The following is a 24,762-nucleotide window of genomic DNA, read 5'->3' on the forward strand; positions in this document are numbered from 1 at the left end:
CATGCAGACATGCGGGTGCACAAGAGCCGACGAGTCAGTCTACGTCAGTGCACCCGGAAAGACGAATCGGGGAACTCTGCCCCACTGGGAAGATCCTTAAGCGCAGCCGACACGGGGGCGCGGGGAACTGCGCGAGCAATCACGACGAAGCCGCACCCGCCAACCAGCAGGTTCACCCTCCCCGGAAGGCGCTCAGGCCAACGGATCCGGCGCGGCGACGATCCCGTACTCGGCCAGCTTCGCCTTGCCACCGTCGGGAGCCGTCAGCACCAGCGGCCCCGCTTCGGTCAGCGCAACCGAGTGCTCCCAGTGCGACGACCAGGTGCCGTCGGTGGTGATCACGGTCCAGTCGTCCGACAGGACCTCCGTCTTCGGAGTGCCCAGCGAGAGCATCGGCTCGATCGCGAGGCAGAAGCCCGGGACCAGCTTCGGGCCCTTCCCCGCCGCCGGTCGACGTAGTTCAGCAGGTGCGGGTCCATGTGCATCTCGGTGCCGATGCCGTGGCCGCCGTAGTCCTCGATGATCCCGTAGCGCCCGCCGCCCGGCTTCGGCTGCCGGCGGATGTACGTCTCGATGGCACGGGAGACGTCGACGAGACGGTTGCCCTGCTTCATGGCCGCGATGCCGGCCCACATCGACTCCTCGGTCACCCGGGAGAGCTCGACCAGCTCCGGGGCGTGACCGGAGCCCACGAAGGCGGTGTAGGCGGCGTCACCGTGCCAGCCGTCGATGATCGCGCCGCAGTCGATGGAGATGATGTCCCCGTCCTTGAGGACGACGTCCTCGGACGGGATGCCGTGGACGACGACGTCGTTCACGGAGGTGCAGATGGTCGCCGGGAAGCCGCCGTAGCCGAGGAAGTTCGACTTGGAGCCGTGCTCCGCGAGCACCTTGCGGGCGACCTCGTCCAGATCCTTGGTGCTGGCGCCCGGTACCGCGGCCTCGCGCGTGGCCGCGTGGATGGCGGCAACGACCAGTCCCGCCTCACGCATCTTGGCGATCTGCTCGGGGCTCTTGATCTGCACCATGGGGACGGGGGCCTTCCTGCACTGAATAGAGGGGACTTCTTCAACCATAAGGGCGGAGGCGGCACACCCCGCCCCACGCAGCAGCCGCGGCCCCCTCACAGGGAGCCGCGGCCTGAGGCTACGTGCACGAGCCAGGAACGCTGCTACTTGCCGTCCCCGTCACGCCGGAGCGCCTCCATGGCGCGCGCGGTGACCTCTTCGACCTTGCCAAGAGCGGAGATGGTGACGACCAGTCCCTGCGTCTTGTAGTAGTCGATGATCGGCTCGGTCTGCGTGTGGTAGACCTCGAGGCGCTTGCGGACCGTCTCCACCGAGTCGTCGTCCCGCTGGTACAGCTCGCCGCCGCAGGCGTCGCAGACGCCCTCCTTCTTCGGCTGGCTGTACGTCACGTGGAAGACGTGGCTGGAGTCCTTGCGGCAGATCCGCCGCCCGGCGATCCGCTTGACGACCTCTTCCTCGGGGACTTCGAGGTCCAGGACGGCGTCCAGCTTCATGCTCTCGGACTGGAGCATCTCGTCGAGCGCCTCGGCCTGGGACACGTTGCGAGGGAAGCCGTCCAGCAGGAAGCCGCCCTCGGCGTCCGGCTTCTCCATGCGGTCCTTGGCCATCCCGATGGTGACCTCGTCCGGCACCAGGTTGCCCGCGTCCATGTAGGACTTCGCGAGCTTCCCGAGCTCCGTCTGCTGGCTGATGTTGGCGCGGAACAGGTCGCCCGTGGAGATGTGCGGGATCGACAGGTTCTTGGCGAGGAACGCAGCCTGCGTTCCCTTACCGGCGCCCGGCGGCCCGACGAGGACGATACGCATCAGCGGAGGAACCCTTCGTAATTGCGCTGCTGGAGCTGGCTCTCGATCTGCTTCACCGTTTCGAGACCGACACCCACGATGATCAGGATGCTGGTCCCGCCGAACGGGAAGTTCTGGTTTGCCCCGAAACCAGCCAACGCCATCGTCGGCACGAGAGCGATCAGACCCAAGTACAGCGAGCCCGGCCAAGTGATCCGGTTGAGTACGTACGAAAGGTACTCAGCGGTCGGTCGGCCAGCCCGGATGCCCGGGATGAAGCCACCATACTTCTTCATGTTGTCCGCGACTTCCTCGGGGTTGAACGAGATGGCCACGTAGAAGAACGCGAAGAAGATGATCAGGAAGAAGTACAGGGTGATGTGCAGCGGAGCGTCCGTGAGCGCGAGGTTCTGCTCGATCCAGGTCTTCCAGCCGGCGTTCCCACCGGCGAACTGAGCGACCAGTGCCGGGATGTAGAGCAGGGACGAGGCAAAGATCACAGGGATGATGCCCGCCTGGTTGACCTTCAGCGGAATGTACGTCGAAGTACCGCCGTAAGACCGGCGGCCGATCATGCGCTTCGCGTATTGGACGGGGATTCGGCGCTGAGCCTGCTCGACGAAGACCACCAGGCCGATCATGACGAGACCCACGGCGACCACGGTGCCGAACTCGATCCAGCCGCCGGCCAGGGAGCCCTGCTTCTTGATGGCCCACAGCGCGGACGGGAAGGTCGCGGCGATCGAGATGAACATCAGGATCGACATACCGTTGCCGATGCCGCGGTCGGTGATCAGCTCACCGAGCCACATGACCATGGCCGTACCGGCGGTCATGGTGATGACCATCACGATGGTGGTGAAGATCGAGCGGTCCGGCACGATCTGGTTGGCGACCTGGCAGTTCTGGAAGAGCGCACCGCTGCGGGCGGTGGCCACCAGGCCGGTGCCCTGCAGTACGGCGAGCGCCACCGTCAGGTACCGGGTGTACTGCGTGATCTTCGCCGTACCGGCCTGGCCTTCCTTCTTCAAGGCTTCCAGGCGCGGGATCACGACGGTCAGCAGCTGCAGGATGATGCTCGCCGTGATGTACGGCATGATGCCGAGCGCGAAGATCGTGATCTGGAGCAGCGCGCCGCCACTGAACATGTTGACCAGTCCGAAAAGGCCCTGGTTGGCGTCCGCCTGGTCGATACAGACCTGTACGGCCCGGTAATCGACGCCGGGAATCGGAATGTGGGTACCGACCCGGAAGATCACAATGATGCCGAGCGTGAAGAGCAGCTTCTTGCGCAGGTCGGGCGTCTTGAACGCCCGGGCGAACGCGGTGAGCACGGTGCCTCCTGCGACCCCCGCGCTACTGCGTCAAGGGTGACGGTCTTGAGGTTCGACTAATAGGGACGACTTAGCTAACGGTCAACTGCCGCTCAGAGTGCCCCACAAGAAGCACTCCGTAAAAGTGGGCAGTGCAGGCCACCTTACCCGCGGGACCGCCCCCCTTGGAACGACCAACCGGGGATACCCCATTTGTGGGGTATCCCCGGTCGGGATCGCTCAAGTCATCGAGACGCCTGATGGATTCAGACGAGCTCGGTGACGCTGCCGCCGGCGGCGGTGATCTTCTCCTTGGCGGAGCCGGAGACGGCGTCGACCGTCACCTGCAGCGCCACGGAGATCTCACCCTGGCCGAGGACCTTGACGAGGCTGTTCTTGCGAACAGCACCCTTTGCCACCAGGCCCTCGACCGTAACCTCGCCACCCTCGGGGTAGAGCGCGGCCAGCTTGTCGAGGTTCACGACCTGGAACTCGGTCTTGAACGGGTTCTTGAAGCCCTTCAGCTTCGGGAGACGCATGTGGAGGGGCATCTGCCCACCCTCGAAGCGCTCCGGAACCTGGTAGCGGGCCTTCGTGCCCTTGGTACCACGACCGGCCGTCTTACCCTTCGACGCCTCACCACGACCGACACGGGTCTTGGCGGTCTTGGCGCCCGGGGCGGGACGGAGGTTGTGGATCTTGAGCGGCTTGTTCTCCGCCATGATCAGACCTCCTCAACCGTCACGAGGTGGCGGACGGTGTGCACCATGCCGCGGAACTCGGGGCGGTCCTCCTTGACGACCTGCGTGTTGATGCCCTTGAGACCAAGGGAGCGCAGGGTGTCACGGTGGTTCTGCTTGGTGCCGATGTACGACTTGACCTGCGTGATCTTGAGCTGCGCCATTACGCACCAGCCCCGGCACGCGCACGCAGCAGAGCCGCGGGAGCGACGTCCTCGAGGGGCAGGCCACGGCGGGCCGCGACCTCCTCGGGACGCTGCAGGCCCTTGAGGGCCGCCACGGTGGCGTGCACGATGTTGATCGCGTTGTCGGAGCCGAGAGACTTCGACAGGATGTCGTGGATACCGGCGCACTCGAGCACGGCGCGCACCGGACCACCGGCGATAACGCCGGTACCCGGGGACGCGGGCTTGAGCAGCACGACGCCGGCAGCCTTCTCACCCTGGATCGGGTGCGGGATGGTGCCCTGGATACGGGGGACCTTGAAGAAGTGCTTCTTGGCCTCCTCAACACCCTTGGCGATGGCGGCCGGCACCTCCTTGGCCTTGCCGTAACCGACACCCACGGTGCCGTCACCATCGCCCACTACGACGAGCGCAGTGAAGCTGAAGCGACGACCACCCTTCACAACCTTGGCGACACGGTTGATCGCGACAACGCGCTCAACGTAAGCGGTCTTCTCGGCGGCAGCTGCGCCGCCGTCACGGCCCTTCCGGTCCCGCCGCTCGCCGCCACCGGCACCGCCACCGCGGCGCTGGGGTCCAGCCATTGGAATTACCTCTCTCTGTTTCCGCTAGCTACGGAAGCGGCTCAGAACTTGAGCCCGGCTTCGCGGGCGGCGTCCGCCAGGGCAGCAATGCGCCCGGCGTACTGATTGCCACCACGGTCGAATACGACAGCCTCGACGCCGGCGGCCTTGGCGCGCTCGGCGACCAGGGCGCCGACCTGCTTGGCCTGCGTGGACTTGTCGCCCTCGCCGCCGCGGATCGTGGTGTCCAGGGTGGACGCCGACGCAAGGGTGTGACCCTTGATGTCGTCGATCACCTGGGCCACGATGTGGCGGTTCGAGCGGGTAACGACCAGACGCGGACGCTCCGCCGTTCCGTTGATGTGCTTACGGATCCGGATGTGGCGGCGCTTGATCGCGGCGCGCTTGTAGGCGTCGCCCTTAAGGATCTTCTGTCCGTATGCCATGGCTTACTTACCCGCCTTTCCGACCTTGCGGCGGATGACTTCGCCCTCGTACTTGACGCCCTTGGCCTTGTACGGGTCGGGCTTGCGCAGCTTGCGGATGTTGGCCGCAACCTCGCCAACCTTCTGCTTGTCGATGCCCTCGACCGAGAAACGGGTCGGGTTCTCCACCTTGAAGGTGATGCCCTCGGGGGCCTCGACGGTGATCGAGTGGCTGTAGCCGAGCGCGAACTCGAGGTTCGATCCCTTGGCCGCAACGCGGTAACCGACACCGCTGATCTCGAGCTTCTTCACGTAACCCTGGGTCACGCCGGTGATCATGTTCGCCACCAGCGTGCGGGACAGGCCGTGCAGGGCCTTGTTCTGACGCTCGTCGTTCGGGCGGGTGACGTTCAGAACGCCGTCCTCATCCCTGACGATGTCGATCGGCGCGGCAACGGTGTGGGTCAGTTCGCCCTTGGGGCCCTTGACCGAAACCGTACGGCCGTCGATGGTGACGTCCACGCCGGCGGGAACCGTGATGGGGAGCTTGCCAATGCGCGACATAGCTGTTTCCTCCGTTCCCTTCCGCTACCAGACGTAGGCGAGAACTTCTCCGCCTACGCCCTTCTTGCCGGCCTGCTTGTCGGTGAGGAGCCCGTGGGACGTGGAGATGATCGCCACGCCCAGGCCACCGAGCACCTTCGGCAGGTTGGTGGACTTCGCGTACACCCGGAGACCGGGCTTGGAGATCCGCTTGATGCCCGCGATGGAGCGCTCACGGTTCGGGCCGAACTTCAGCTCGAGAACGAGGTTCTTGCCGACCTCGGCGTCCTCGACCTTCCAGCCCGTGATGAAGCCCTCCTGCTGGAGGATCTCCGCGATGTGCGACTTGATCTTCGATGCCGGCATCGTCACGGAGTCGTGGTATGCCGAGTTCGCGTTCCGCAGACGCGTAAGCATGTCTGCGATCGGATCAGTCATGGTCATGAATTGGCCTTCGGCCTCTCTCGCCGGGGTTTCCTGGTGCGCCATCCCTCTCCCCGATCCGAGACGGGACGGGTGCGGCGCGGTGGACCTACGGCGTAGTAAGTCGTACGGGCGACTGTCAGGCGCCCAACCCTCCAAGCCTAAGCCATGGAAGGGAGGGCGCCTGACACGCCCAGTGCTTACCGAGAGCCTCTGGAATCCCTAAAAGCGGGACTACCAGGAGCTCTTGGTCACGCCCGGCAGCTCGCCACGGTGAGCCATCTCACGAAGGCACACGCGGCACAGGCCGAACTTGCGGTACACGGAGTGGGGACGGCCACAACGCTGGCAGCGCGTGTAGCCACGCACGCCGAACTTGGGCTTGCGAGCAGCCTTCGCGATCAGAGCCTTCTTCGCCATCTCGCTCACGCCTCCTTGAAGGGGAAGCCGAGGTGACGAAGGAGCGCACGGCCCTCAGCGTCGTTGGTCGCCGTGGTCACCACGGTGATGTCCATACCCCGGGTGCGGTCGATCTTGTCCTGGTCGATCTCGTGGAACATGACCTGCTCGGTGAGACCGAAGGTGTAGTTGCCACGGCCGTCGAACTGCTTGGGGGACAGACCACGGAAGTCGCGGATGCGCGGCAGCGCGAGCGACAGGGTGCGGTCCAGGAACTCCCACATGCGGTCGCCACGGAGCGTGACGTGGGCACCGATCGGCTGGCCCTCACGCAGCTTGAACTGCGCGATGGACTTGCGGGCCTTGGTGACGGCCGGCTTCTGACCGGTGATCGTGGTGAGGTCGCGGATGGCGCCCTCGATCAGCTTGGAGTCGCGGGCGGCGTCGCCCACACCCATGTTGACCACGATCTTGACGAGGCCGGGGATCTGCATGACGTTCTCGTACTTGAACTCGTCACGCAGCTTGCCCGCGATCTCCTCGCGGTACTTCGTCTTGAGACGCGGAGTGGTGGTGGTAGCCATCAGATGTCCTCACCCGTCCGCTTGGCAACGCGAACCTTGTTGCCCTCGTCGTCGAAGCGGTAACCGACACGCGTGACGACCTTGTTGCCGTCCTTCTCAACGACCAGCTGGACGTTGGAGACGTGGATCGGCGCCTCGGTCGTGACGATGCCGCCGGCCTGCGAGCCCTTGGCAGTCGGGCCGGCCTTGGTGTGCTTCTTGACCCGGTTGACACCCTCGACCAGGACACGCTCGTCGCGCGGGTAAGCGGCAATGACCTTGCCCTGCTTGCCCTTGTCCTTACCGGTGATGACCTGGACCAGGTCGCCCTTCTTGATCTTCATGCTTACAGCACCTCCGGCGCGAGCGAGATGATCTTCATGAACTTCTTCTCGCGCAGCTCACGGCCTACGGGGCCGAAGATACGGGTGCCGCGAGGGTCGCCGTCGTTCTTCAGAATGACGGCGGCGTTCTCGTCGAAGCGGATGTACGAGCCGTCCGGACGGCGGCGCTCCTTGACGGTGCGAACGATGACGGCCTTGACGACGTCACCCTTCTTCACGTTGCCACCGGGGATCGCGTCCTTGACGGTGGCGACGATGACGTCACCGATGCCCGCGTAGCGGCGACCGGAGCCACCGAGCACACGGATGCAAAGGATCTCCTTCGCACCAGTGTTGTCGGCGACACGCAGTCGCGACTCCTGCTGGATCACGTCTATCTCCTGTTTGTCTGCCGGTTCCCGGCAGGGGCCGTCTCATGACGAGGCGTGCCCCTGCCGAGCCTGGCGGAACTGACCTGCGGGTTTGCCCGCAGGAAATTACTTGGCCTTCTCGAGGATCTCGACGATGCGCCAGCGCTTGGTCGCCGACAGCGGACGCGTCTCCATCAGGAGGACGCGGTCGCCGACGCCGGCAGCGTTCTGCTCGTCGTGCGCCTTGAGCTTGTTCGTACGGCGGATGACCTTGCCGTACAGCGCGTGCTTGACGCGGTCCTCGACGGCGACGACGACGGTCTTGTCCATCTTGTCGCTGACGACGAGACCCTCACGGGTCTTGCGGAAGCCGCGGGCCTCTGCAGTCTGCTCAGTCACGTTGCTCTCACTCATCAGGCGCTCTCCACCGTCTCGATGCCCAGCTCGCGCTCACGCATCAGGGTGTAGATCCGCGCGATGTCCTTACGGACGGCCTTGAGCCGACCGTGGTTCTCGAGCTGACCCGTCGCCGCCTGGAAGCGGAGGTTGAACAGCTCTTCCTTGGCTTCGCGAAGCTTCGCCAGAAGCTCCTCGTCACCCAGCTCGCGCAGCTCGGACGCCTTGGTACCGGCCGACATCACGCTTCACCTGCCTCGCGCTTGACGATCCGGCACTTCATCGGCAGCTTGTGGGCTGCGCGAGTCAGGGCCTCACGGGCGATCTTCTCGTTGGGGTAGGACAGCTCGAACATGACCCGTCCCGGGTGCACGTTCGCGATCCACCACTCCGGCGAACCCTTACCGGAACCCATGCGGGTCTCGGCAGGCTTCTTCGTGAGGGGGCGGTCCGGGTAAATGTTGATCCAGACCTTGCCGCCACGCTTGATGTGGCGGGTCATGGCGATACGGGCCGCCTCGATCTGGCGGTTGGTCACGTACGCCGGCGTGAGGGCCTGGATGCCGTACTCGCCGAACGCAACCGTCGTACCGCCCTTGGCCTGACCACGGCGCTTCGGGTGGTGCTGCTTGCGGTGCTTGACCCTACGGGGGATCAGCATTTCGGTCAGGCCTCCGTTCCGGTGCTCTCAGCCGGAGCGGCGGGGGCCTCGGCCTTGGGGGCCTCGGCGCCGGCAGCCTGCTGCGGCTTACGACCGCGCCGCTCGCCACCGCGGCCACCACGGGCCGGGCGGTCGGAGCCGCCACCGCGAGCCGGGCGGTTACCCGCACGGGCGGCAGCGTTCTCGGCGCGGACCTCGGCGATGTTCTTGACATCGCCCTTGTAGATCCAGACCTTCACACCGATGCGGCCGAAGGTCGTCTTGGCCTCGAAGAAGCCGTAGTCCACGTTCGCGCGGAGCGTGTGCAGGGGCACACGGCCCTCGCGGTAGAACTCCGAGCGGGACATCTCGGCGCCACCGAGGCGGCCACCGCACTGGATCTTGATGCCCTTGGCGCCGGCCTTCATCGTGCCCTGCATGCTCTTACGCATGGCGCGACGGAAGGAGACGCGGGAGGAGAGCTGCTCGGCAACGGCCTGAGCAACCAGCTGAGCGTCCGTCTCGGGGCTCTTGACCTCGAGGATGTTCAGCTGGACCTGCTTGCCCGTGAGCTTCTCGAGGTCACCGCGGATGCGGTCGGCCTCGGCGCCACGGCGGCCGATGACGATGCCCGGACGAGCGGTGTGGATGTCCACACGCACACGGTCACGGGTGCGCTCGATCTCAACCTTCGAGATACCGGCGCGCTCCATGCCGGACGTCATCATCCGACGGATGGCGACGTCTTCCTTGACGTAGTCCTTGTACAGCTTGTCGGCGTACCACCGGGACTTGAAGTCCGTGGTGACACCGAGCCGGAACCCGTGCGGGTTTACCTTCTGGCCCATTACCGGGTTCCTTCCTTGCTGCTGACGACCACGGTGATGTGGCTGGTCCGCTTGCGGATCCGGTAGGCACGGCCCTGGGCACGCGGACGGAACCGCTTCAGGGTCGGGCCCTCGTCGACGTACGCCTCGCTGATGACCAGCGAGGAGGCGTCCGGGTGGTCGTAGTTGTGCGCGGCGTTGGCAATGGCGCTGTCGAGCACCTTGCCGACCGGCACGGAGGCTGCCTGCGGAGCGAATCGCAGAACAGCCTGAGCCTCCGTGGCATCCATGCCACGGATAAGGTCCACCACGCGGCGGGCCTTCATGGGCGTAACGCGGATGTACCGCGCCTGGGCCCTGGCTTCCATGGTTGTCCCTCTCAGTTACTTACGTGTCTGAATGCGATCCGCTACTAGCGGCGCTTCGACTTCCGGTCGTCCTTGACGTGACCCCGGAAGGTGCGCGTCGGCGAGAACTCGCCGAGCTTGTGGCCGACCATCGACTCGGTGACGAACACCGGGATGTGGGTCTTGCCGTTGTGCACCGCGAGCGTGTGGCCGAGCATGGCCGGCACGATCATGGAGCGACGGGACCAGGTCTTGATGACGTTCTTGGTGCCTGCTTCGTTCTGTCCTTCCACCTTCTTGATCAGGTGGTCGTCGACGAAGGGCCCCTTCTTGAGACTGCGCGGCATCTAAACCCGCTCCTAGCGCTTCTTGTTCGTCTTGCGGCGGCGGACGATGTACTTGTTGCTCGCCTTCTTGGGAGCACGAGTACGACCCTCCTTCTGACCCCAGGGGCTGACCGGGTGGCGACCACCGGAGGTCTTGCCCTCACCACCACCGTGGGGGTGGTCAACCGGGTTCATCGCCACACCGCGAACGGTCGGGCGAACGCCCAGCCAGCGCTTACGGCCGGCCTTGCCCCAGTTGATGTTGCTCTGCTCGGCGTTGCCGACCTCGCCGACGGTGGCGCGGCAGCGCACGTCGACCAGGCGGATCTCACCGGAAGGCATGCGGAGGTGGGCCATCGAGCCCTCCTTCGCGAGCAGCTGCACGGAGGCACCGGCGGAGCGGGCGAACTTGGCGCCGCCACCGGGACGGAGCTCGATCGCGTGGATCGTGGTACCGACCGGGATGTTGCGGAGCGCCAGGTTGTTGCCCGGCTTGATGTCGGCCCCGGGACCGTTCTCCACGCGGTCACCCTGCTGCAGGTTGCGCGGGGCGAGGATGTAGCGCTTCTCGCCGTCGGCGTAGTGCAGCAGCGCGATGCGCGCGGTGCGGTTGGGGTCGTACTCGATGTGCGCGACCTTCGCCGGCACGCCGTCCTTGTCGTGACGACGGAAGTCGATCACGCGGTAGGCGCGCTTGTGGCCACCACCCTGGTGGCGGACGGTCACACGACCGGAGTTGTTACGGCCACCCTTGCTGTGCAGGGGGCGGACCAACGACTTCTCCGGCGTGGACCGCGTGACCTCGACGAAGTCGGCGACGCTGGAGCCACGACGGCCCGGCGTAGTCGGCTTGTACTTGCGGATTCCCATTTCTCAGTCCTCGTCCGATATCGGACGATCCGGACCGCCCTCAGGCGGTCGGACCGCCGAAGATGTCGATACGGTCGCCCTCAGCGAGGGTCACGATCGCGCGCTTGGTGGACGCGCGCTGGCCGAAGCCCGTGCGGGTCCGCTTGCGCTTGCCCTGGCGGTTGATCGTGTTGACTCCGGTGACCTTGACCTCGAAGACCGTCTCGACGGCCTGCTTGATCTGGGTCTTGTTGCTGCCCGGGGCGACGACGAACGTGTACTTGTTGTCGTCGAGGAGCGCGTAGCTCTTCTCGGACACGACCGGCTTGATCAAGATGTCACGGAGGTCCGTGAACGCCTTGCTGACCGGCGTGACGACGGTGTTCTTGCCCTCGGCGGCGTGGCGACGCGCCTTCTTGACGCGCGCCTCCTTGGCCTTCTTCGCGGCCTTCGAGGCAATGGCGGGGTGACGGATGGCCATCAGACCTCGCTCCCTTCGGTGTCATTGGCCTTCGGGCCCGACACGAAGGACTCGAACGCGGCCTGGGTGAAGACCACGTCGTCCGAGACGAGAACGTCGTACGTGTTCAGCTGGCCCGGCTCCAGGATGTGGACCTGGGGCAGGTTGCGGGCGGACAGCCACGCGGCCTCGTCGGCGCGCTCGACGACCAGGAGCAGGTTCTTGCGCTCCGAGATCTTGCCGAACAGGCTCTTCGCGGCCTTCGTGGACGGGTTGTCGCCCTCGATCACGCCGGAGACGACGTGGATGCGGTTGTTGCGGGCCCGGTCGGTGAGGGCGTGGCGCAGGGCCGCGGCCTTCATCTTCTTCGGGGTCCGCTGCGAGTAGTCACGCGGCACGGGACCGTGCACGACGCCACCACCGGCGAACTGCGGCGCGCGAGTCGAACCCTGACGGGCGCGACCGGTGCCCTTCTGGCGGTAAGGCTTCTTGCCACCACCACGGACTTCACCGCGGGTCTTGGTCTTGTGCGTGCCCTGGCGGGCAGCGGCCAGCTGTGCGACGACGACCTGGTGGAGCAGCGGAACGCTGATCTTCTCTACGTCGAAGATCTCCGCAGGGAGCTCGACGGAACCGGCCTTGTCGCCCGCCGGCGAAAGGATGTCAACAGTGCTCATCGGTTACCTCAGGCCCCCTTGGCCGCAGTGCGGACCAGGACGAGGCCGCCGTTCGGACCGGGAACCGCGCCCTTGATGAGCAGCAGACCCTTCTCCGCGTCAACGGCGTGGACGGTCAGGTTCTGGGTGGTGACCCGCTCGTTGCCCATGCGACCCGCCATGCGGAGGCCCTTGAACACACGGCCCGGGGTGGCGCAGCCACCGATGGAACCGGGAGAGCGGTGCTTGCGCTGGGTGCCGTGTCCGGCGCCGAGGCCCTTGAAGTTGTGACGCTTCATGACACCGGCGAAGCCCTTGCCCTTGCTCTTGCCGGTCACGTCCACCTTGACGCCGGCCTCGAAGACCTCCGCGGAGATCTCCTGACCCAGCGTGTACTCGGAGGCGTCCGCGGTGCGGATCTCGACGAGGTGGCGGCGGGGAGTGACGTCGGCCTTGGCGAAGTGACCCTTGAGGGGCTTGTTCACCTTGCGCGGGTCGATCTCGCCGAAGGCGATCTGGACCGACTCGTAGCCGTCGGCGTCGTTCGTACGGACCTGGGTGACGACGTTGGGGCCGGCCTTGACGACGGTGACCGGAACAACACGGTTGTTCGCGTCCCACACCTGCGTCATGCCGAGCTTCTCGCCCAGGATGCCCTTGATCTGCTTAGCCATTCTCAGATCACCGGCCCTCAGAGCTTGATCTCGATGTCGACACCGGCCGGGAGGTCGAGTCGCATCAAAGAGTCAACGGTCTTGGGAGTCGGGTCGAGGATGTCGATCAGGCGCTTGTGCGTGCGCATCTCGAAGTGCTCGCGCGAGTCCTTGTACTTGTGCGGCGACTTGATGACGCAGTACACGTTCTTCTCAGTGGGCAGCGGCACCGGGCCCGCGACCGACGCACCAGTGCGCGTCACCGTCTCGACGATCTTCTTCGCCGAGGAGTCGATGACCTCGTGGTCGTAGGCCTTGAGCCGGATGCGGATCTTCTGTCCCGCCATGGCTACTCAGTAGTCCTGTCTCTCTAACGCTCTGGAACCCGGAGTTCCCTTGACCTCCTCCGACCCACGCGGTCGGGTGTGTCGCGCCCCCGCTGACACAGATGCCCCTTGATCGAACATCCCTGCGTGGGAACACGGCCCTTCCGGAACCGCAAGCCGGGAGCTAGGAGGCCCACCGGGTGCCTGGTCGGCGTCGCACTGTCACTTCCCGAAAGATTCCCGTACGTCCGCCCCAGCGCTGCCTTACGGCAGTTAGGGCGACGAGTACTGTGGGACTCGCTTCCGGTCCTCCCGGCGGGAGGCGCGCAGCATCAACACTCGACCGAGCAACTCGGACAGTCTGCCATATGGGGCAGGGGGCTGGCCAATCGAGCCGGAGAGAATACCCCGAGGGTGACGTAGGTCAAACCCTGGCCGCCGGGAGCAGGGACCGGCGGGGCGCGCGTCAGCTGGTCCGGGAGCGGAGAGACGGACTGACGGGCCCGCAACGTCAACGGACCCGTCAATCACACCAGCATCAGACCGCTCTCGTCTGCGTCAGCTCTCCGCTCCTCCTGGACGGGGTCCGGCGAGCTGACCCGTCAGCGGCTCGGACGGCTTCTGCGGGGCGACAAGGTGGAGCGCATCCCGGAGCAGCGTGCTTGAGGTGTGCTCCGTGTAGGGGAAGTAGACGACCTCCACCCCCACTGTCGCGAATTCGGTCTCGAGCGTCGTCCAGACGTCCGTGCCGAGCCAGTCGTCACCCTTGAAGATGACGTCGAAACCGACTTCCTTCCAGATCTCCATCTTGTCGTCCACGGCCGCGACGAAGGTCTCGTCCACGTAGCGCACACTGCGGACGATCTGCAGTCGCTCGGCGAGCGGGACCACGGGCGGCCTGCCTTTCAGGCGCACCACGAGGTCGTCCGAGCACACACCGGCGACGAGCCGGTCGCAGTGCCCGCGGGCCCGGCGCAGGACATTCAGATGACCCACGTGGAAGAGGTCGAAGACCCCTGGCGCGTAGCCGAGACGCTCCTTCATCGAGGGCTTTCCTTCGAGGCCTTCGCGGTCACTGTGAGCGCCTGCGACCTGAGCGTGGTGTTCCGGCCGTCGCTGACGGCGATCGTGTACCGATGGCGCGAGCCGGGGGTGACGGTGTCCGTGTACTTCATCGTGGGGCGGTTCCACTCCTGGGACCGGCCGGTCCGCGTGGCCACGAGCCGGCCGTCCCGGTAGATGAGGTACTTCAGCTCCGCGTCGTCCCGGTCCCATGCGGCACGCCAGCTGAGCGTGACCCGGCCGGCGCTGCGGACCGAGGCCGTGAGCCGGGGCGGGTTCTCCGGAGTCCCCCGGTCGGGGCCGGCGCCGAAGCGCGTCAGGCTCTGCTGCGGACGGTTGTTGACGGTGGTGAACTCGCCGCCCGCCCACAGGATGCCGCCGGCCATCGCCATGGCCCGGGGACCGTTCTGCTCGCCGATCCCCTCGTTGGTGTCGGGGAACCAGTGCAGGATGTGGCGGTCACGGGTCGACTGGGCCAGGAAGTGCTGGCGGTTGTGGTGCTCGGGGAATCCGCCCGGTGTGTCACGGCAGTTGTGGGCGTGGGATCCGCTGTAGAGAACGCCGTTGTGCAGGGCGAGGGCCTGGGTGGCGCCCAGGCAGGTGTCCCTCCACACCAGCTTGCCGGTGCGGAGGCTGGCGGCGATGCGCCCGTCGAAGATGCCCGTCCCGTTGCCCTCGGCCGCCACATAGAACTTGGTCTTGTCGCGGACCAGCGCCTTCACGACCGACCGGGCCGGCAGCCAGTCCGTGTACTGGGCCACCGTCTTCCCCGTTCGGGGGTGCAGGGCGACGAGCGAGGCTTCCAGGTCTTCGTTGACCAGCTGGAAGTCGCCGCCGACGATGATCTTGCCGTACTCGGGCGCAGCACTGATGGCACGTACCGGAGCCTCGATCTCCGCCTTGAACGGCAGCAGCGCACCTCGGCGGGTGAACGCCGCGATGCGCTCCTCTCCCGGCCGTTGACGGCCGTGAAGTCGCCGCCCAGGTAGACCGCACCCTTCGTGACGTCGATGGCCCGCACGGTCGACGAGATCTTCGGGCGGAAGTCCTTGCGCAGCGAGCAGCCGGCCGTGTCGAGCGCGACCGCGTTGGCCGCCCTGGCCTTGCCCGCGCCGGCGAACGAGCCGCCGACGTAGAGCATCTTGCCGTCCGCGGTCGCCTTGAGCGCCCGTACGGTGTTTCCGGCGCCGGTGAAGCGGTGGGCGCACGACAGGAGTTTGCCGGTGACGGCGTCGAAGGCCGCGAAGTTCTTGCGTGCGACCTCCCGCTGGCCGGGCTTGGCGCCCGGAGGCCGGACCTTGTTGAAGGTCCCGCCGACGTAGACGACACCGCGTGCGTACTCGATCGACCAGACGATGCCGTCGGTCTGCCAGGTCGCCAAGGGGTCGGCGGTCAGGGTCTTTTCGTCGCTGTCGGCCACCGAGGCCGAAGCGGTGATGAGCGAGGCAGCCGCGAGGAGGGCCGCGACCGAAGCCGCGGTGGCCCCCCGCTTCGTGCTTTTTCTCAGGCGCATGGAACATCCCGGGTTGCAGCAAGGACGGGTGGAGGAAGGGGAGATGGAGCGGCGGTCCCGGTTCCGGGACGGCCTCATGGGGTGCGTTCGCGCAGCACACCGACGAGTTCGTGCACTCCCAAAGCTGTACGAAATCGCCACAAACCTATACCAAATACGCACAATCCCAGGGTGATTGCGACGGCAAGTCCGACGGCCGTGTCACCTGCCAGCAGCCTCGCGGCGGCGACCAGCGGCACGGTGAGGCACAGGGCGACGGCGGTCGCCAGCAGGTATCCGCCGTCGATGAAGGTGAAGCCGGGATGCCGCCTCACCAACACGGCCGCGACGACGTTCTCCACGACGGTCGCCGCCCCCCAGGACAGGGCGGCGCCAAGGACGCCGAGACGGGGAATGGCGAGGAACCCCACCGTCAGCTGCACCGTGAACGCGACGCCGGTGACCGCCAGATGCCAGGTGCTCTTGCCCGCCATGAGCAGCACCGTCTGGGCGTTTCCCACCCCGACGTTGACCGCCGAGGCGAGACAGAGCAGCACCAGCGCGCCCGCCCCCTGCTCGAACTCCGGTCCGAACAGCGACAGAACGGTGCCCGGGAAACTCGTGAGCAGGGCCAGCAGTGGCCAGGAGAACAGCACGATCCAGCGCGTCGAGACGCGGTGCAGATGAGCGGCCTGCGCGAGGTCGCCCAGCGCGAGGAGACGGCTGATCTCGGGAGCGACGGCCAGCCGGATGGCGAGCTGGAGCAGCGTTGCCGCGATGACCACGCGGCTGACGGCGGTGTAGATGCCCGCCTCTTCGCTCGTCGCCAGGGAGGACAGCAGGACGACGCCCAGCCAGACCGCGCTGATGTCGAAGACGGACGAGACGGCCCGGGGCGCGGCGAACGCCCAGAACCCGCGCCGAGTGGCGGTCTCCCGTACGACGGTGTGCCGTACGGAGACATGTCCTGTACTCCTGCGGCGGCACCTGCGCAGTGCGAGCCCGGCGATGAGGAAACCGGCCAGCGAGGGCACGAGCCAGGCGGCGGCCAGGCTCAGCACCCCCGGGGCCAGCAGCAGGACCGGGACGGCGATCAGAACGCGCAGTACCGGCTTCCCGATCTGCTCGACACCGACGTACGGGATCACTGTGCCGTGGCCCTGGGTGGCGCCCAGCAGGATCAGGGTGACCGTGGCCAGGGGGAGGAACACGGCGAACAGCCGGACCAGGGTCACCGCGTCCCCCGGGGCGAGACTCGGCAGCAGCGCGGTGGCCATGCCGGGCGACAGGAAGAGCAGTGCGGCGGCCGTGGTGCTCGCCAGGGCTCCCGGCACGACCGCGCTGCGCAGCAGTGCGCCCACCTTGCGGCCGCCGGTGATGGCCAGGTCACCGGGGACGAAGCGCACCAGCCCGGTGTCGGCGCCGAGCTTGCAGGCGTTGCACAGGATGGTGAAGGCCGCGACGCAGGTGAACACCGCGCCCGCCCCGTACGCCCCGAGCCCGCGGGTGACCAGGGCCACCAGCACATAGCCGAAGACCGCGTTGACCGCCGAGCCCAGGAAACCCCACCACCCACCGCGTGCGGTGGCGGCGACCCCGGACCGGACGGTAGACCCGCCGGTGGCCGGGACGGTCGTACCGGAGGTGCTCACCGGGAGGTGGTGAGCGTGTCGTCCCGCATGGGCGTGGTCGGCTTCGCCATGGCGTCGTCAGCCGGAGCGGACGGTGTCGTGGCCGCGTTCCGCTCCCGCAGCCGGCGCAGCATGTCGCTGTCCAGGACTCGGCGGAGCAGGCCGGGCCGGGTGCCGTCGTGGAGCGCCGCGCCCACGAGGTGACCGCCCAGGCAGCTGACCAGCTCGTGAACGCGCTTGAGGTCGCCGCGCCTGATGTCGTCCAGCGCGCCCACCACGAGCACACCGTCCACGCCCGGGGCGAGCACCAGACCGTCACCGTGTTCCAGCAGAGGCGGGCTGAGGAAGAGCGTCGACCCGACGGAGTCGGCATCCGGCACGGCACGCGCCGCCGGGACCGCCGGCCCGTCGTCGCCGGTGGTGCCACGGCTGTGGGGGCAGAGCGTGAACCGCCCGGCCGCGCCCGCGTCGACGACCACTGCGCCCTCGGGTACGTCGTCCGTCCCGGGGTCGCCGGACGACAGCGGCAGTCGTGCCCAGAGGCCGGGAGTGTGCGCGGTGGCGTCCACCAGTCGTACGTCGTCACCGGACTCGGCGAGAGCGGCGGCGAGGTTCACGGCGACGGCCTCGGCACCTCGCTGCTGCCTCGGCGCCACGATCATGAGCCTGCCCAGGGACGTACGGCCGTCGCTGCCCCGCAGACGCAGGGCCAGGGCGCGGTACGCCTCCGCGCGGCTGCCGTCCGCCCGGCCGACCTCCAGCAGTTCGCCCTCGGCGCCAGGGGCCGGGAGGATGCCCAGTACGGGAGCGTGCAGCGCCTCCTGGACCTCGCCGACCGAGCGTGCCCGCGGCTCCAGGGCGGATCGGAGCCAGGCGAGCACGACCCCCAGGATGAGACCGCCGAGCAGACCGGCCCCGATGAGCCAGCCGGGGCCGGGTCCCGCGGGCCGCGCCGCCGGCTCGGCTCTGCGGACGATGTCGCCGGCGAAGGGGTCATAGGTCCTGACGTCCGAGACCTTCTTGCGCAGGATGCCGACCTGTTCCCGCAGTCCCGCGGCGCCGGCGACGGGCGGGTCGCCCTTCTTCGTGTCGAGTCGCCTGGTCAGCTCGGTGATCTGCCGCTCCAGTCCGGCGGCCATCCGGGCGGCCATGGCCTCGGAGCGGTCCTGGCGATCGGCGAGGTAGGCCCGGGCGAACGCGTTGGCGGCGCGGGCAGCGCGCTGCGCGGTGTCCGCCGTGTACTCGAAGCGGAGGACCTGGGTGTCCGGGAGGTTCGTCACGCTCAGGTCCGCCATCAGCGCGTCGGCGCCGTGCTTGTGCCGCAGTTCCTTCGCCGCCCGGGCCGCGACGGTCGCACTGAGCGCGATCTGCCGCTCGGTGCCCATGCTCACCTGGCTGTCCGCACCCACGCCGATCGTGCTGAAGGGGTCGGATCTGGGGCGCACGAGCACCTCACCGGTTGAGGTGTAACTGCCCGCGCGCAGCAGGACCAGGAGCAGTCCGCCGAGCAGCCCCAGGACCACGCCCAGCACGATGGTCGCGCGGTATCTCAGGAGCAGGCGCACCTGGTCGCGAAGCTCGTCGGGGTCGTCGTACCGGTCGTCGAAGCCGACGGGGCTGGTCACGGGTGCCTCCTGTGGCCGGGGATGAGTGCGTGGCCCGCGGTGGCGGGTGGCCGCACCGGGGCCGGGTTCCGGGACCGCCCGGCGGCGCGGGTGAGGAAGAGCGGAACGATCAGGAGCAACGCGAGGGGCGCGATGATCGCCATGAGGCTGCCGCGCAGGAAGATCAACTGGTAGAAGGCGAAGGCGGGGACCAGCAGAACCGCCAGGGTGCTCTGCCGTCCCCGCAGCCGTGCCCTGATGTCGTCCACCCGCCGTCCGGCCGCGCCCAGCAGGCAGAAGACCGCGACGACACACAGCGGACCACCCCACAGGTAACTCTCGATCCACAGCGGGGCGGAGAGGTTGTGGAAGTCGTAGCCCGCGTACTCGGCGAATTCGATACCGGTGGCCTGCGGTTTTCCGGGCCACATGGTGCGAGGAATCACGACCAGGACGACACCGAGCAGGGCCGACGGAGCGAAGCCGTTTTCCTGCACATAGTCGATGCCGGTCTGCATTTGCTGGAATGCGTCGTAGTCCATGGTGGTGCTGAACTGCTCCGCCAGTCCCACGACTTGCAGCGCTTCCCGTTCGTCGTAACGGAAGTAGTCGCTGTACGGGAAGGCGAACAGCACCACGGCCGTGATGGCCACGGCGATGCCGCGAAAGGCCCGCGGGGTGTTGAACCGGTGCCACGAGAAAAGCAGCACCAGAAGGACGGTTCCGGCCCAGAAACGCGGCCTGCTGATGGGATTGTTGACGATCACGTTGAGCGTGAGCAGGGCCGGGAGCAGCAGCAGGCGGACCGCGCGCAGCAACCGGTCGCCGGTGGCCCGGCGGGGCAGGTGGACCAGGGCCACCATGGACCAGAAGGCCGGGACGGCGAGGCACCAGACGCGCAGCGCGTGCGCCGTGTCCGATTGGGTGTCCGACTGCCACAGAGCCTGTCTGCTGGTGAAGTAGGCCCGCAGACCGCCTTCCTGCCCGGGGATCAGCGCGACCGCGAGCAACAGCGACAGGCCGCACAGAAGGAGGACGGGCAGCGGCGAGAGCGTGCGGGACAGCAGCGGTTCCAGTACGGCCGACCTGCGGCGCTTGCGTCCGGCGGCCAGGGCCGCTCCCCCGGTGTAGGCGAGGAGACCGAGTTCCGTCAGCATGGCGGCCGCGAAAGCGGTCGTCCCGCCGCTGCGGTAGCCGAGCGGATAGGTGTCGGTGGCGAGCATGGCGAGCGGCGCCAGACCGAGCCATACATAGGAGAAGAGCCAGAATCCGAAAGCGACCAGGCGCACCGACGTATCGGTGAGCACCCGGGCCAGCCCCACTCCGGTATGCACCACGACGACGCACTGCACGGCGAGTGCCGTCCCGAATCGCGTGTCGATGGCCTGAAGAATCAGCGCGGGCAGGAAGGCGACGAAAAAGAAGGTCCAGCAGCACACCGCTGCCACGGAACGCTGTTCACCGCCTCGCACCTGCACCCCCGATTGAGCGAGCAAACGGAATGGATCGACACCGGTAGATTTATAGCCCAAAGGCCAGGCCGATCCCCCGCATTTCAGAGGGCGTTTCACATGACGTGAATTACTATGAAGTCAGAATAATCACGGGACGGCGCGGCCGGCCGCCCGCAGAATTTCCTCGAACCGCGAAGCGCACCCCTCCAGGGCGAACTCCCGCTCGGCCAGCGCCCGGCTCTCCTTGCCCAGCGACTCCGCCCGCGCCGGGTCGTTCAGTACCTCCCGGACCCATGTGGCCGCTTCGGGCAGCGAGGACTCCTCGGGGGCGAACACCGGCGAGCCGGCCCGCCGGAGCAGCTTCGCCGCCAGGTTGTCCGCCGGCATCAGGCCCAGCACCGGGCGCCCGGCGCACAGATAGGACAGCGTCTTGGAGGGGACCGAGAACTCTCCCGCGTCCGCCGTCAGCAGCACGACCAGCACATCGCCCGCGCCCAGCACCTCGGGCAGCCGCTCGTAGGGCTGGAAGGGCAACAGGGTCAGGTCGACACCCCGAGCGGCGGCGGCCTCCTTGATGACCGGGACGGCCGGTCCGTCGTTGACGACGACGAGTCGGACCCGCTCGCCCTGCTCACGCAGTGTCTCGGCCAGCCGCACCAGCAGGACGGGGTTGTGCTTGAGGCCGATCGTGCCCGAGTACAGCACGGTCCTGACACCGGTGAGGCCGTGCTCCCGCGACCACGCGTTGGCGCGGGCCACGGGGAGGATCTCGTCCAGCGGCGCCCAGTTGGGAATGACGGTGGCCTTGTCCGCGGTGCCCCACTCCCGGTGGACCCGCACGAAGGAGTCGGCGATCACGACGATCGCCGAGGCCCGTCGCGCCGACCACTTCTCGCCCTGCTCGAAGACCCGGGCGGCGACGCCCATCAGCCTCGACACCCCGGCGGCGGCGAAGCTCTTCAGTGCGACGGCGGTGATGTCCTGGTGCCACAGCACCCACGGGATACGCAGTGCCTTCAGTGCCGACGCGGCCACGACCAGGGTCGGGATCGGCAGGTTCGCCAGCATCGCCACGTCCGGCTTCTCGCGCCGTACCTGACGTGCCAGCTCCAGACCCAGCCGCGTCTCCTTGAAGAGACGCCGGACGTAGGCGCCCTTGTCCAGTACGACGCGGTCGCCGATGGTGACGAAGCGGAGGCCGGCGATGCTGTCCGCGGCGAGGTTGCCCTTCCCGGAGACGTAGGCCGAGCAGGTCGAGTGGACGACGTCATGACCGCGGTACGCCAGTTCACGGCTGAGCTGGGCCTGGAACGGGTGCCCGCTGTAGTCGTGGACGAGGATCCTCATGTACTGCTCTCCCGGCCGGTTCGAGGGATCAGGAACGAGCGCGCTTGACCTGGTCGAAGACCCAGGCGTAGGTCTTCTCGAGCCCGTCGGCCAGCGGGATCGACGGCTCCCAGCCGTACAGTTCGCGGATCAGGCCGTTGTCGGAGTTGCGGCCGCGTACGCCCTGCGGCGCGTCCAGCCGGTAGGCGCGCTCGCAGCGGATGCCCGCGATCTCCTCGACGATGTCGACCAGTTGGTTGATGGTGACCAGCTCGGAGGAGCCGAGGTTGACCGGGACGCTGCTGGTGCCGTGCATGAGCATCCGCGTGCCGTGCAGGCAGTCGTCGATGTACATGAAGGAACGGGTCTGCCGGCCGTCGCCCCAGATGTCGATCCGGTGCTCACCGGAGATGACCGCCTCGGCGATCTTGCGGCACACGGCCGCCGGGGCCTTCTCGCGGCCTCCGGTCCAGGTGCCCGCCGGGCCGTAGACATTGTGGTAGCGCGCGACACGGCAGGTGAATCCGTAGTCCTCCTCGAAGTGGCGGCACATGCGCTCCGAGAACAGCTTCTCCCAGCCGTAGCCGTCCTCGGGCTGGGCCGGGTAGGCGTCCTCCTCCTTGAGGGCGGTGACTTTCGGGTCGCTCTGTTTGCCGGCGGCGTACACGCAGGCGGACGAGGAGTAGAAATAGCGCTCCACGCCGGCCTCGTGCGCGGCCTTGAGCATGTGGGTGCTGGTCAGCACCGACATCATGCAGGCGGCCTTGTGGTTCTCGATGAATCCCATGCCGCCCATGTCGGCGGCCAGCATGTACACCTGACGGGCGTTTTGGACTGCGGCGCGGGCGCTTTCGAGGAGGGACAGATCAGCGACGACGTTCTCTGCGCCGGCGTGCATCTGCTGCCACTCGTGACGCGGCTTGATGTCGACACAACGAACGGTCAGGCCCTGGGACAAAAGGTCGGCCGCGAGATGCCCACCGATGAATCCTCCGCCACCCGCGACAACGACATCCACCTGCTTGCTCATGGCAACTCCTTCTGGAAAGCCGGAATCCGACTGGCAGATTAATCACTGTTTACACCTTTTCATGTGATATGCCGCGCGTTTCCGCATCACAAGGCGCCCGATACCTCCGTCCGAGTTCGCGTCAGGAGAGCTCGCGGAGCCACTTGGCAAAGAACGCCGGAAGCAGCACGACATGGCCCACGAGCAGGGCGACGTACAGCGCGAGGAACAGCTTCTGGCTCCCGAGGAACAGGAAACTCAGGCAGAACAGGCCGTAGTCCACGGGCAGCAGGGCCATGCCGCGAACACCGGAAGGCGGGGGCACCGGACCGGTCGGCGGTCTCACCCTTCGCCTTCTCAGCTGTTCCGTGAGAATCCCTCCGAAGAACAGCAGGACAGCGGCGAACTGGAAGATGACCGGGAGCAGCAGCGCGGGCTGTGTCAGATCGAAGAAGCGGTAGAAGGAAATCAGCACCGCCGCGTGAATGCCCAGGATTTTCGCGCAGTCCACCACATGGTCCAGCCACTCCCCGCGCAGGCTGGACGACCGGTGCAGCCTGGCCAGCTGGCCGTCCGCGGAATCGAGCGCGAACCCGAGAAGCAGCGCGAGGGAGACCCACTGCCCCAACAGATGCGAAGGCGGGCGCAGAGCAATCGAGAAAACGGCCGCGAAGGTGATCAGCGCGCTGACGGCCGTCACATGGTTGGGTGAGAGCCCGATACGGTACGCCGCTGCCGCGAGCAGTCTCCCGGCCGGCCGGTTGACGAACCGTGCGTAGACGGAAACCCCCTGGGCGGGTTTCTGGACCTTCGAGAGCTGCTGCAGCGTGCTGGAGAATTCCATTACCTGACCTCGTGCGTGAACGGGCAGAAGGAGCAACCGCATACCGAATTCTCGGAGTCGTCCGCGCGCGATCTAATCCCGAGAGGGCACGTGACAGGCACCCCGATAGATCGTCTCCAGCCGATCCGTCACCGCATGGATCGAGAACGCCTCCCGGACGGCGCGATGCCCCGCCTCCACGAGGGCGTCTCGCTTGGCGTCGTCGGCCAGCACACCGCACACTGCGTCGGCCAGCGCTTCGGGACTGCCGTCGGTGACCATCGCCGCCCCTCGGTGGGCCAGCTCGTCCGCGATGCCACAGCTGTCCGTGCACACCACGGGGGTGCCGGCCGAGAGAGCCTCCATCACGGTCATCGGGAACGGCTCGTCCACACTGGGCAGCACGTAGACCGCCGCCCTCGCATACGCCCGTACCGCCTCCGGGTGCCGCAGCGCCCCGCCGTAGGAGACGATGCCCTGCAGCCCATGGGCGGCGATCAGCCGGCGCACCGTCGGCAGCATCCCCTCGTCCGCCCCGTGGATGGTGAACCGGGCGTCGGGCATCCGCCGATGCACCAGAGCGGCCATCTCGACGAACGCCTCGGGGCGTTTGCGCGGGTGCAGTCGGGCGAGGAAGAGCACCTCCCGCTCGCGCCGCGGCCGCTCAGCCCCTCCCCCGGGCTCGGGACGCACCCCGTTGGGCAGGGTCATCAGCGGCGGACCGCCTGCACCGATGACCTCGGCCACGGCCCGGCGCTCGTGCTCGGTGAGAACCAGACAGCCCTGCGCCCGCCGCAGCAGCGGGACGTAGACGCGGTCGAAGAGCCTGGCAACGGCCGCGTGCCGGGGCTGCACCATGCCATGTGTCTGCGTGAAGAACTTCTTGCGGCGCAGCGCGGCGACGGCGAGCGCCGCGAGAGAGACAAGGTCGCGCCCCGCGTGGACATGGACCACGTCGGCCCTGCCCATCGACACCCACAGGTCCCTGACCAGCAGCGGGTGCATGAGCCCGGTGAAGCGCCCCGGGAGCAGTGAGCGGGCCGGACGCGTCCGCAGCGGCACCGAGCCGAGGCGTTTCGGCGCCGAGGACCTGCCTCGCCACAGCGACACCAGCGTGACCTCGTGGCCTCGGGCTGCGCACTCCTCCAAGTGCCCGGCGGCCACGCTCGTCGGACCGCCGTACGCTCCGTCGTCGCTCACGAGCGTCACCACATGGACGA

At 67.4% G+C, this 24,762-nt stretch carries 33 protein-coding genes and 1 pseudogene; all 34 read right to left on the reverse strand.

Features of this window, described 5'->3' with window-relative positions; translation table 11 throughout:
* Nucleotides 1-192 precede the first annotated feature (192 nt).
* Nucleotides 193-1,028: pseudogene (map, locus tag OHO27_RS16390) on the reverse strand (type I methionyl aminopeptidase).
* Nucleotides 1,029-1,171: 143 nt separating this feature from the next.
* Complete coding sequence (locus OHO27_RS16395; protein ID WP_328424597.1) at nt 1,172-1,834, reverse strand: adenylate kinase; 663 nt, start codon at nt 1,832-1,834, stop codon at nt 1,172-1,174.
* Entirely contained in the window at nt 1,834-3,147 is a 1,314-nt protein-coding gene (secY, locus tag OHO27_RS16400; protein WP_328424599.1) for a preprotein translocase subunit SecY, read from the reverse strand. Before secY ends, OHO27_RS16395 begins: the two co-directional genes overlap by 1 nt.
* 245 nt (nt 3,148-3,392) lie before the next feature.
* Nucleotides 3,393-3,848: a 50S ribosomal protein L15 gene (gene rplO / locus OHO27_RS16405; RefSeq protein WP_328424601.1), complete on the reverse strand. Its 456-nt coding sequence runs from the start codon at nt 3,846-3,848 to the stop codon at nt 3,393-3,395.
* A 2-nt stretch (nt 3,849-3,850) separates the two neighbouring features.
* Nucleotides 3,851-4,030, reverse strand: coding sequence for a 50S ribosomal protein L30 (gene rpmD / locus OHO27_RS16410; protein ID WP_107904095.1), 180 nt, complete (start codon nt 4,028-4,030; stop codon nt 3,851-3,853).
* Nucleotides 4,030-4,635 carry a 30S ribosomal protein S5 gene (gene rpsE, locus OHO27_RS16415; RefSeq protein ID WP_007494753.1) on the reverse strand — a complete coding sequence of 202 codons (606 nt, stop codon included), beginning with the start codon at nt 4,633-4,635 and terminating at the stop codon, nt 4,030-4,032. Before rpsE ends, rpmD begins: the two co-directional genes overlap by 1 nt.
* A gap of 41 nt (nt 4,636-4,676) precedes the next feature.
* Nucleotides 4,677-5,060, reverse strand: coding sequence for a 50S ribosomal protein L18 (gene rplR / locus OHO27_RS16420; protein ID WP_328424604.1), 384 nt, complete (start codon nt 5,058-5,060; stop codon nt 4,677-4,679).
* Nucleotides 5,061-5,063: 3 nt separating this feature from the next.
* The gene (gene rplF, locus OHO27_RS16425; RefSeq protein ID WP_328424606.1) at nt 5,064-5,603 is read right to left on the reverse strand and encodes a 50S ribosomal protein L6; all 540 of its coding nucleotides are present in this window, start codon (nt 5,601-5,603) and stop codon (nt 5,064-5,066) included.
* Nucleotides 5,604-5,627: 24 nt separating this feature from the next.
* Nucleotides 5,628-6,026 carry a 30S ribosomal protein S8 gene (rpsH, locus tag OHO27_RS16430; protein ID WP_007384075.1) on the reverse strand — a complete coding sequence of 133 codons (399 nt, stop codon included), beginning with the start codon at nt 6,024-6,026 and terminating at the stop codon, nt 5,628-5,630.
* Nucleotides 6,027-6,239: 213 nt separating this feature from the next.
* On the reverse strand, nt 6,240-6,425 hold the full coding sequence (locus OHO27_RS16435) for a type Z 30S ribosomal protein S14 (RefSeq protein WP_003948630.1): 186 nt from the start codon (nt 6,423-6,425) through the stop codon (nt 6,240-6,242).
* Between the two features lie 5 nt (nt 6,426-6,430).
* Nucleotides 6,431-6,988, reverse strand: a complete 558-nt coding sequence (rplE, locus tag OHO27_RS16440; protein ID WP_020135807.1) for a 50S ribosomal protein L5 — start codon at nt 6,986-6,988, stop codon at nt 6,431-6,433.
* A complete protein-coding gene (rplX, locus tag OHO27_RS16445) occupies nt 6,988-7,311 on the reverse strand; it encodes a 50S ribosomal protein L24 (protein WP_266823214.1) in 324 nt (107 codons plus the stop codon). The genes rplE and rplX overlap by 1 nt, the downstream gene beginning before the upstream one ends.
* A gap of 2 nt (nt 7,312-7,313) precedes the next feature.
* Entirely contained in the window at nt 7,314-7,682 is a 369-nt protein-coding gene (rplN, locus tag OHO27_RS16450) for a 50S ribosomal protein L14 (protein WP_003998823.1), read from the reverse strand.
* 105 nt (nt 7,683-7,787) lie between these two features.
* The gene (gene rpsQ / locus OHO27_RS16455) at nt 7,788-8,075 is read right to left on the reverse strand and encodes a 30S ribosomal protein S17 (RefSeq protein WP_053753927.1); all 288 of its coding nucleotides are present in this window, start codon (nt 8,073-8,075) and stop codon (nt 7,788-7,790) included.
* Complete coding sequence (gene rpmC / locus OHO27_RS16460; protein WP_003998824.1) at nt 8,075-8,299, reverse strand: 50S ribosomal protein L29; 225 nt, start codon at nt 8,297-8,299, stop codon at nt 8,075-8,077. The genes rpsQ and rpmC overlap by 1 nt, the downstream gene beginning before the upstream one ends.
* On the reverse strand, nt 8,299-8,718 hold the full coding sequence (gene rplP / locus OHO27_RS16465) for a 50S ribosomal protein L16 (protein ID WP_004927269.1): 420 nt from the start codon (nt 8,716-8,718) through the stop codon (nt 8,299-8,301). Before rplP ends, rpmC begins: the two co-directional genes overlap by 1 nt.
* A gap of 5 nt (nt 8,719-8,723) precedes the next feature.
* Nucleotides 8,724-9,545, reverse strand: a complete 822-nt coding sequence (rpsC, locus tag OHO27_RS16470; protein WP_037680401.1) for a 30S ribosomal protein S3 — start codon at nt 9,543-9,545, stop codon at nt 8,724-8,726.
* Nucleotides 9,545-9,892, reverse strand: a complete 348-nt coding sequence (rplV, locus tag OHO27_RS16475; RefSeq protein ID WP_026290933.1) for a 50S ribosomal protein L22 — start codon at nt 9,890-9,892, stop codon at nt 9,545-9,547. Before rplV ends, rpsC begins: the two co-directional genes overlap by 1 nt.
* A gap of 44 nt (nt 9,893-9,936) precedes the next feature.
* Nucleotides 9,937-10,218: a 30S ribosomal protein S19 gene (rpsS, locus tag OHO27_RS16480; RefSeq protein ID WP_328424611.1), complete on the reverse strand. Its 282-nt coding sequence runs from the start codon at nt 10,216-10,218 to the stop codon at nt 9,937-9,939.
* A 12-nt stretch (nt 10,219-10,230) separates the two neighbouring features.
* Complete coding sequence (gene rplB / locus OHO27_RS16485) at nt 10,231-11,067, reverse strand: 50S ribosomal protein L2 (protein ID WP_062706768.1); 837 nt, start codon at nt 11,065-11,067, stop codon at nt 10,231-10,233.
* 40 nt (nt 11,068-11,107) lie between these two features.
* Complete coding sequence (gene rplW / locus OHO27_RS16490; RefSeq protein WP_328424616.1) at nt 11,108-11,527, reverse strand: 50S ribosomal protein L23; 420 nt, start codon at nt 11,525-11,527, stop codon at nt 11,108-11,110.
* On the reverse strand, nt 11,527-12,183 hold the full coding sequence (rplD, locus tag OHO27_RS16495) for a 50S ribosomal protein L4 (RefSeq protein ID WP_328424618.1): 657 nt from the start codon (nt 12,181-12,183) through the stop codon (nt 11,527-11,529). Before rplD ends, rplW begins: the two co-directional genes overlap by 1 nt.
* A gap of 8 nt (nt 12,184-12,191) precedes the next feature.
* Nucleotides 12,192-12,836 (reverse strand): 50S ribosomal protein L3, encoded by a 645-nt coding sequence (gene rplC, locus OHO27_RS16500; RefSeq protein WP_328424620.1) that lies wholly within the window; start codon nt 12,834-12,836, stop codon nt 12,192-12,194.
* A gap of 17 nt (nt 12,837-12,853) precedes the next feature.
* Nucleotides 12,854-13,162, reverse strand: a complete 309-nt coding sequence (rpsJ, locus tag OHO27_RS16505; RefSeq protein ID WP_003948644.1) for a 30S ribosomal protein S10 — start codon at nt 13,160-13,162, stop codon at nt 12,854-12,856.
* Nucleotides 13,163-13,699: 537 nt separating this feature from the next.
* Nucleotides 13,700-14,185 carry an adenylyltransferase/cytidyltransferase family protein gene (locus OHO27_RS16510; RefSeq protein ID WP_328424622.1) on the reverse strand — a complete coding sequence of 162 codons (486 nt, stop codon included), beginning with the start codon at nt 14,183-14,185 and terminating at the stop codon, nt 13,700-13,702.
* Nucleotides 14,182-14,964, reverse strand: coding sequence for a hypothetical protein (locus OHO27_RS16515; RefSeq protein WP_328424624.1), 783 nt, complete (start codon nt 14,962-14,964; stop codon nt 14,182-14,184). The genes OHO27_RS16510 and OHO27_RS16515 overlap by 4 nt, the downstream gene beginning before the upstream one ends.
* A complete protein-coding gene (locus OHO27_RS16520) occupies nt 14,922-15,716 on the reverse strand; it encodes a hypothetical protein (RefSeq protein ID WP_328424626.1) in 795 nt (264 codons plus the stop codon). Before OHO27_RS16520 ends, OHO27_RS16515 begins: the two co-directional genes overlap by 43 nt.
* Before the next feature lie 74 nt (nt 15,717-15,790).
* Complete coding sequence (locus tag OHO27_RS16525; RefSeq protein WP_328424628.1) at nt 15,791-17,347, reverse strand: oligosaccharide flippase family protein; 1,557 nt, start codon at nt 17,345-17,347, stop codon at nt 15,791-15,793.
* Nucleotides 17,344-18,951, reverse strand: a complete 1,608-nt coding sequence (locus OHO27_RS16530) for a hypothetical protein (protein ID WP_328424630.1) — start codon at nt 18,949-18,951, stop codon at nt 17,344-17,346. Before OHO27_RS16530 ends, OHO27_RS16525 begins: the two co-directional genes overlap by 4 nt.
* Nucleotides 18,948-20,378: a hypothetical protein gene (locus OHO27_RS16535; protein ID WP_328424632.1), complete on the reverse strand. Its 1,431-nt coding sequence runs from the start codon at nt 20,376-20,378 to the stop codon at nt 18,948-18,950. Before OHO27_RS16535 ends, OHO27_RS16530 begins: the two co-directional genes overlap by 4 nt.
* Nucleotides 20,379-20,531: 153 nt before the next feature.
* Complete coding sequence (locus OHO27_RS16540) at nt 20,532-21,731, reverse strand: glycosyltransferase family 4 protein (RefSeq protein WP_328424634.1); 1,200 nt, start codon at nt 21,729-21,731, stop codon at nt 20,532-20,534.
* Nucleotides 21,732-21,759: 28 nt separating this feature from the next.
* On the reverse strand, nt 21,760-22,740 hold the full coding sequence (locus tag OHO27_RS16545) for an NAD-dependent epimerase/dehydratase family protein (protein ID WP_328424636.1): 981 nt from the start codon (nt 22,738-22,740) through the stop codon (nt 21,760-21,762).
* 121 nt (nt 22,741-22,861) lie between these two features.
* Nucleotides 22,862-23,605 (reverse strand): CDP-alcohol phosphatidyltransferase family protein, encoded by a 744-nt coding sequence (locus tag OHO27_RS16550; protein ID WP_328424638.1) that lies wholly within the window; start codon nt 23,603-23,605, stop codon nt 22,862-22,864.
* Between the two features lie 30 nt (nt 23,606-23,635).
* Nucleotides 23,636-24,742: a glycosyltransferase gene (locus OHO27_RS16555; RefSeq protein ID WP_328424640.1), complete on the reverse strand. Its 1,107-nt coding sequence runs from the start codon at nt 24,740-24,742 to the stop codon at nt 23,636-23,638.
* Nucleotides 24,743-24,762: the final 20 nt, after the last annotated feature.

The organism is Streptomyces sp. NBC_00443 (genome assembly GCF_036014175.1).
In the GTDB taxonomy this organism is placed as follows: Bacteria; Actinomycetota; Actinomycetes; order Streptomycetales; family Streptomycetaceae; genus Streptomyces.

Coding starts and splice junctions, on each gene's coding strand:
- OHO27_RS16395 (WP_328424597.1), bottom strand. CDS start 1,834: ATGCGTATCGTCCTCGTCGGGCCGCCGGGCGCCGGTAAGGGAACGCAG.
- rplO (WP_328424601.1), bottom strand. CDS start 3,848: ATGGCGGAGAACAAGCCGCTCAAGATCCACAACCTCCGTCCCGCCCCG.
- rpmD (WP_107904095.1), bottom strand. CDS start 4,030: ATGGCGCAGCTCAAGATCACGCAGGTCAAGTCGTACATCGGCACCAAG.
- rpsE (WP_007494753.1), bottom strand. CDS start 4,635: ATGGCTGGACCCCAGCGCCGCGGTGGCGGTGCCGGTGGCGGCGAGCGG.
- rplR (WP_328424604.1), bottom strand. CDS start 5,060: ATGGCATACGGACAGAAGATCCTTAAGGGCGACGCCTACAAGCGCGCC.
- rplF (WP_328424606.1), bottom strand. CDS start 5,603: ATGTCGCGCATTGGCAAGCTCCCCATCACGGTTCCCGCCGGCGTGGAC.
- rpsH (WP_007384075.1), bottom strand. CDS start 6,026: ATGACCATGACTGATCCGATCGCAGACATGCTTACGCGTCTGCGGAAC.
- OHO27_RS16435 (WP_003948630.1), bottom strand. CDS start 6,425: ATGGCGAAGAAGGCTCTGATCGCGAAGGCTGCTCGCAAGCCCAAGTTC.
- rplE (WP_020135807.1), bottom strand. CDS start 6,988: ATGGCTACCACCACCACTCCGCGTCTCAAGACGAAGTACCGCGAGGAG.
- rplX (WP_266823214.1), bottom strand. CDS start 7,311: ATGAAGATCAAGAAGGGCGACCTGGTCCAGGTCATCACCGGTAAGGAC.
- rpsQ (WP_053753927.1), bottom strand. CDS start 8,075: ATGAGTGAGAGCAACGTGACTGAGCAGACTGCAGAGGCCCGCGGCTTC.
- rpmC (WP_003998824.1), bottom strand. CDS start 8,299: ATGTCGGCCGGTACCAAGGCGTCCGAGCTGCGCGAGCTGGGTGACGAG.
- rplP (WP_004927269.1), bottom strand. CDS start 8,718: ATGCTGATCCCCCGTAGGGTCAAGCACCGCAAGCAGCACCACCCGAAG.
- rpsC (WP_037680401.1), bottom strand. CDS start 9,545: ATGGGCCAGAAGGTAAACCCGCACGGGTTCCGGCTCGGTGTCACCACG.
- rplV (WP_026290933.1), bottom strand. CDS start 9,892: ATGGAAGCCAGGGCCCAGGCGCGGTACATCCGCGTTACGCCCATGAAG.
- rpsS (WP_328424611.1), bottom strand. CDS start 10,218: ATGCCGCGCAGTCTCAAGAAGGGGCCCTTCGTCGACGACCACCTGATC.
- rplB (WP_062706768.1), bottom strand. CDS start 11,067: ATGGGAATCCGCAAGTACAAGCCGACTACGCCGGGCCGTCGTGGCTCC.
- rplW (WP_328424616.1), bottom strand. CDS start 11,527: ATGGCCATCCGTCACCCCGCCATTGCCTCGAAGGCCGCGAAGAAGGCC.
- rplD (WP_328424618.1), bottom strand. CDS start 12,183: ATGAGCACTGTTGACATCCTTTCGCCGGCGGGCGACAAGGCCGGTTCC.
- rplC (WP_328424620.1), bottom strand. CDS start 12,836: ATGGCTAAGCAGATCAAGGGCATCCTGGGCGAGAAGCTCGGCATGACG.
- rpsJ (WP_003948644.1), bottom strand. CDS start 13,162: ATGGCGGGACAGAAGATCCGCATCCGGCTCAAGGCCTACGACCACGAG.
- OHO27_RS16510 (WP_328424622.1), bottom strand. CDS start 14,185: ATGAAGGAGCGTCTCGGCTACGCGCCAGGGGTCTTCGACCTCTTCCAC.
- OHO27_RS16520 (WP_328424626.1), bottom strand. CDS start 15,716: ATGCGCCTGAGAAAAAGCACGAAGCGGGGGGCCACCGCGGCTTCGGTC.
- OHO27_RS16540 (WP_328424634.1), bottom strand. CDS start 21,731: ATGAGGATCCTCGTCCACGACTACAGCGGGCACCCGTTCCAGGCCCAG.
- OHO27_RS16545 (WP_328424636.1), bottom strand. CDS start 22,740: ATGAGCAAGCAGGTGGATGTCGTTGTCGCGGGTGGCGGAGGATTCATC.
- OHO27_RS16550 (WP_328424638.1), bottom strand. CDS start 23,605: ATGCGGTTGCTCCTTCTGCCCGTTCACGCACGAGGTCAGGTAATGGAA.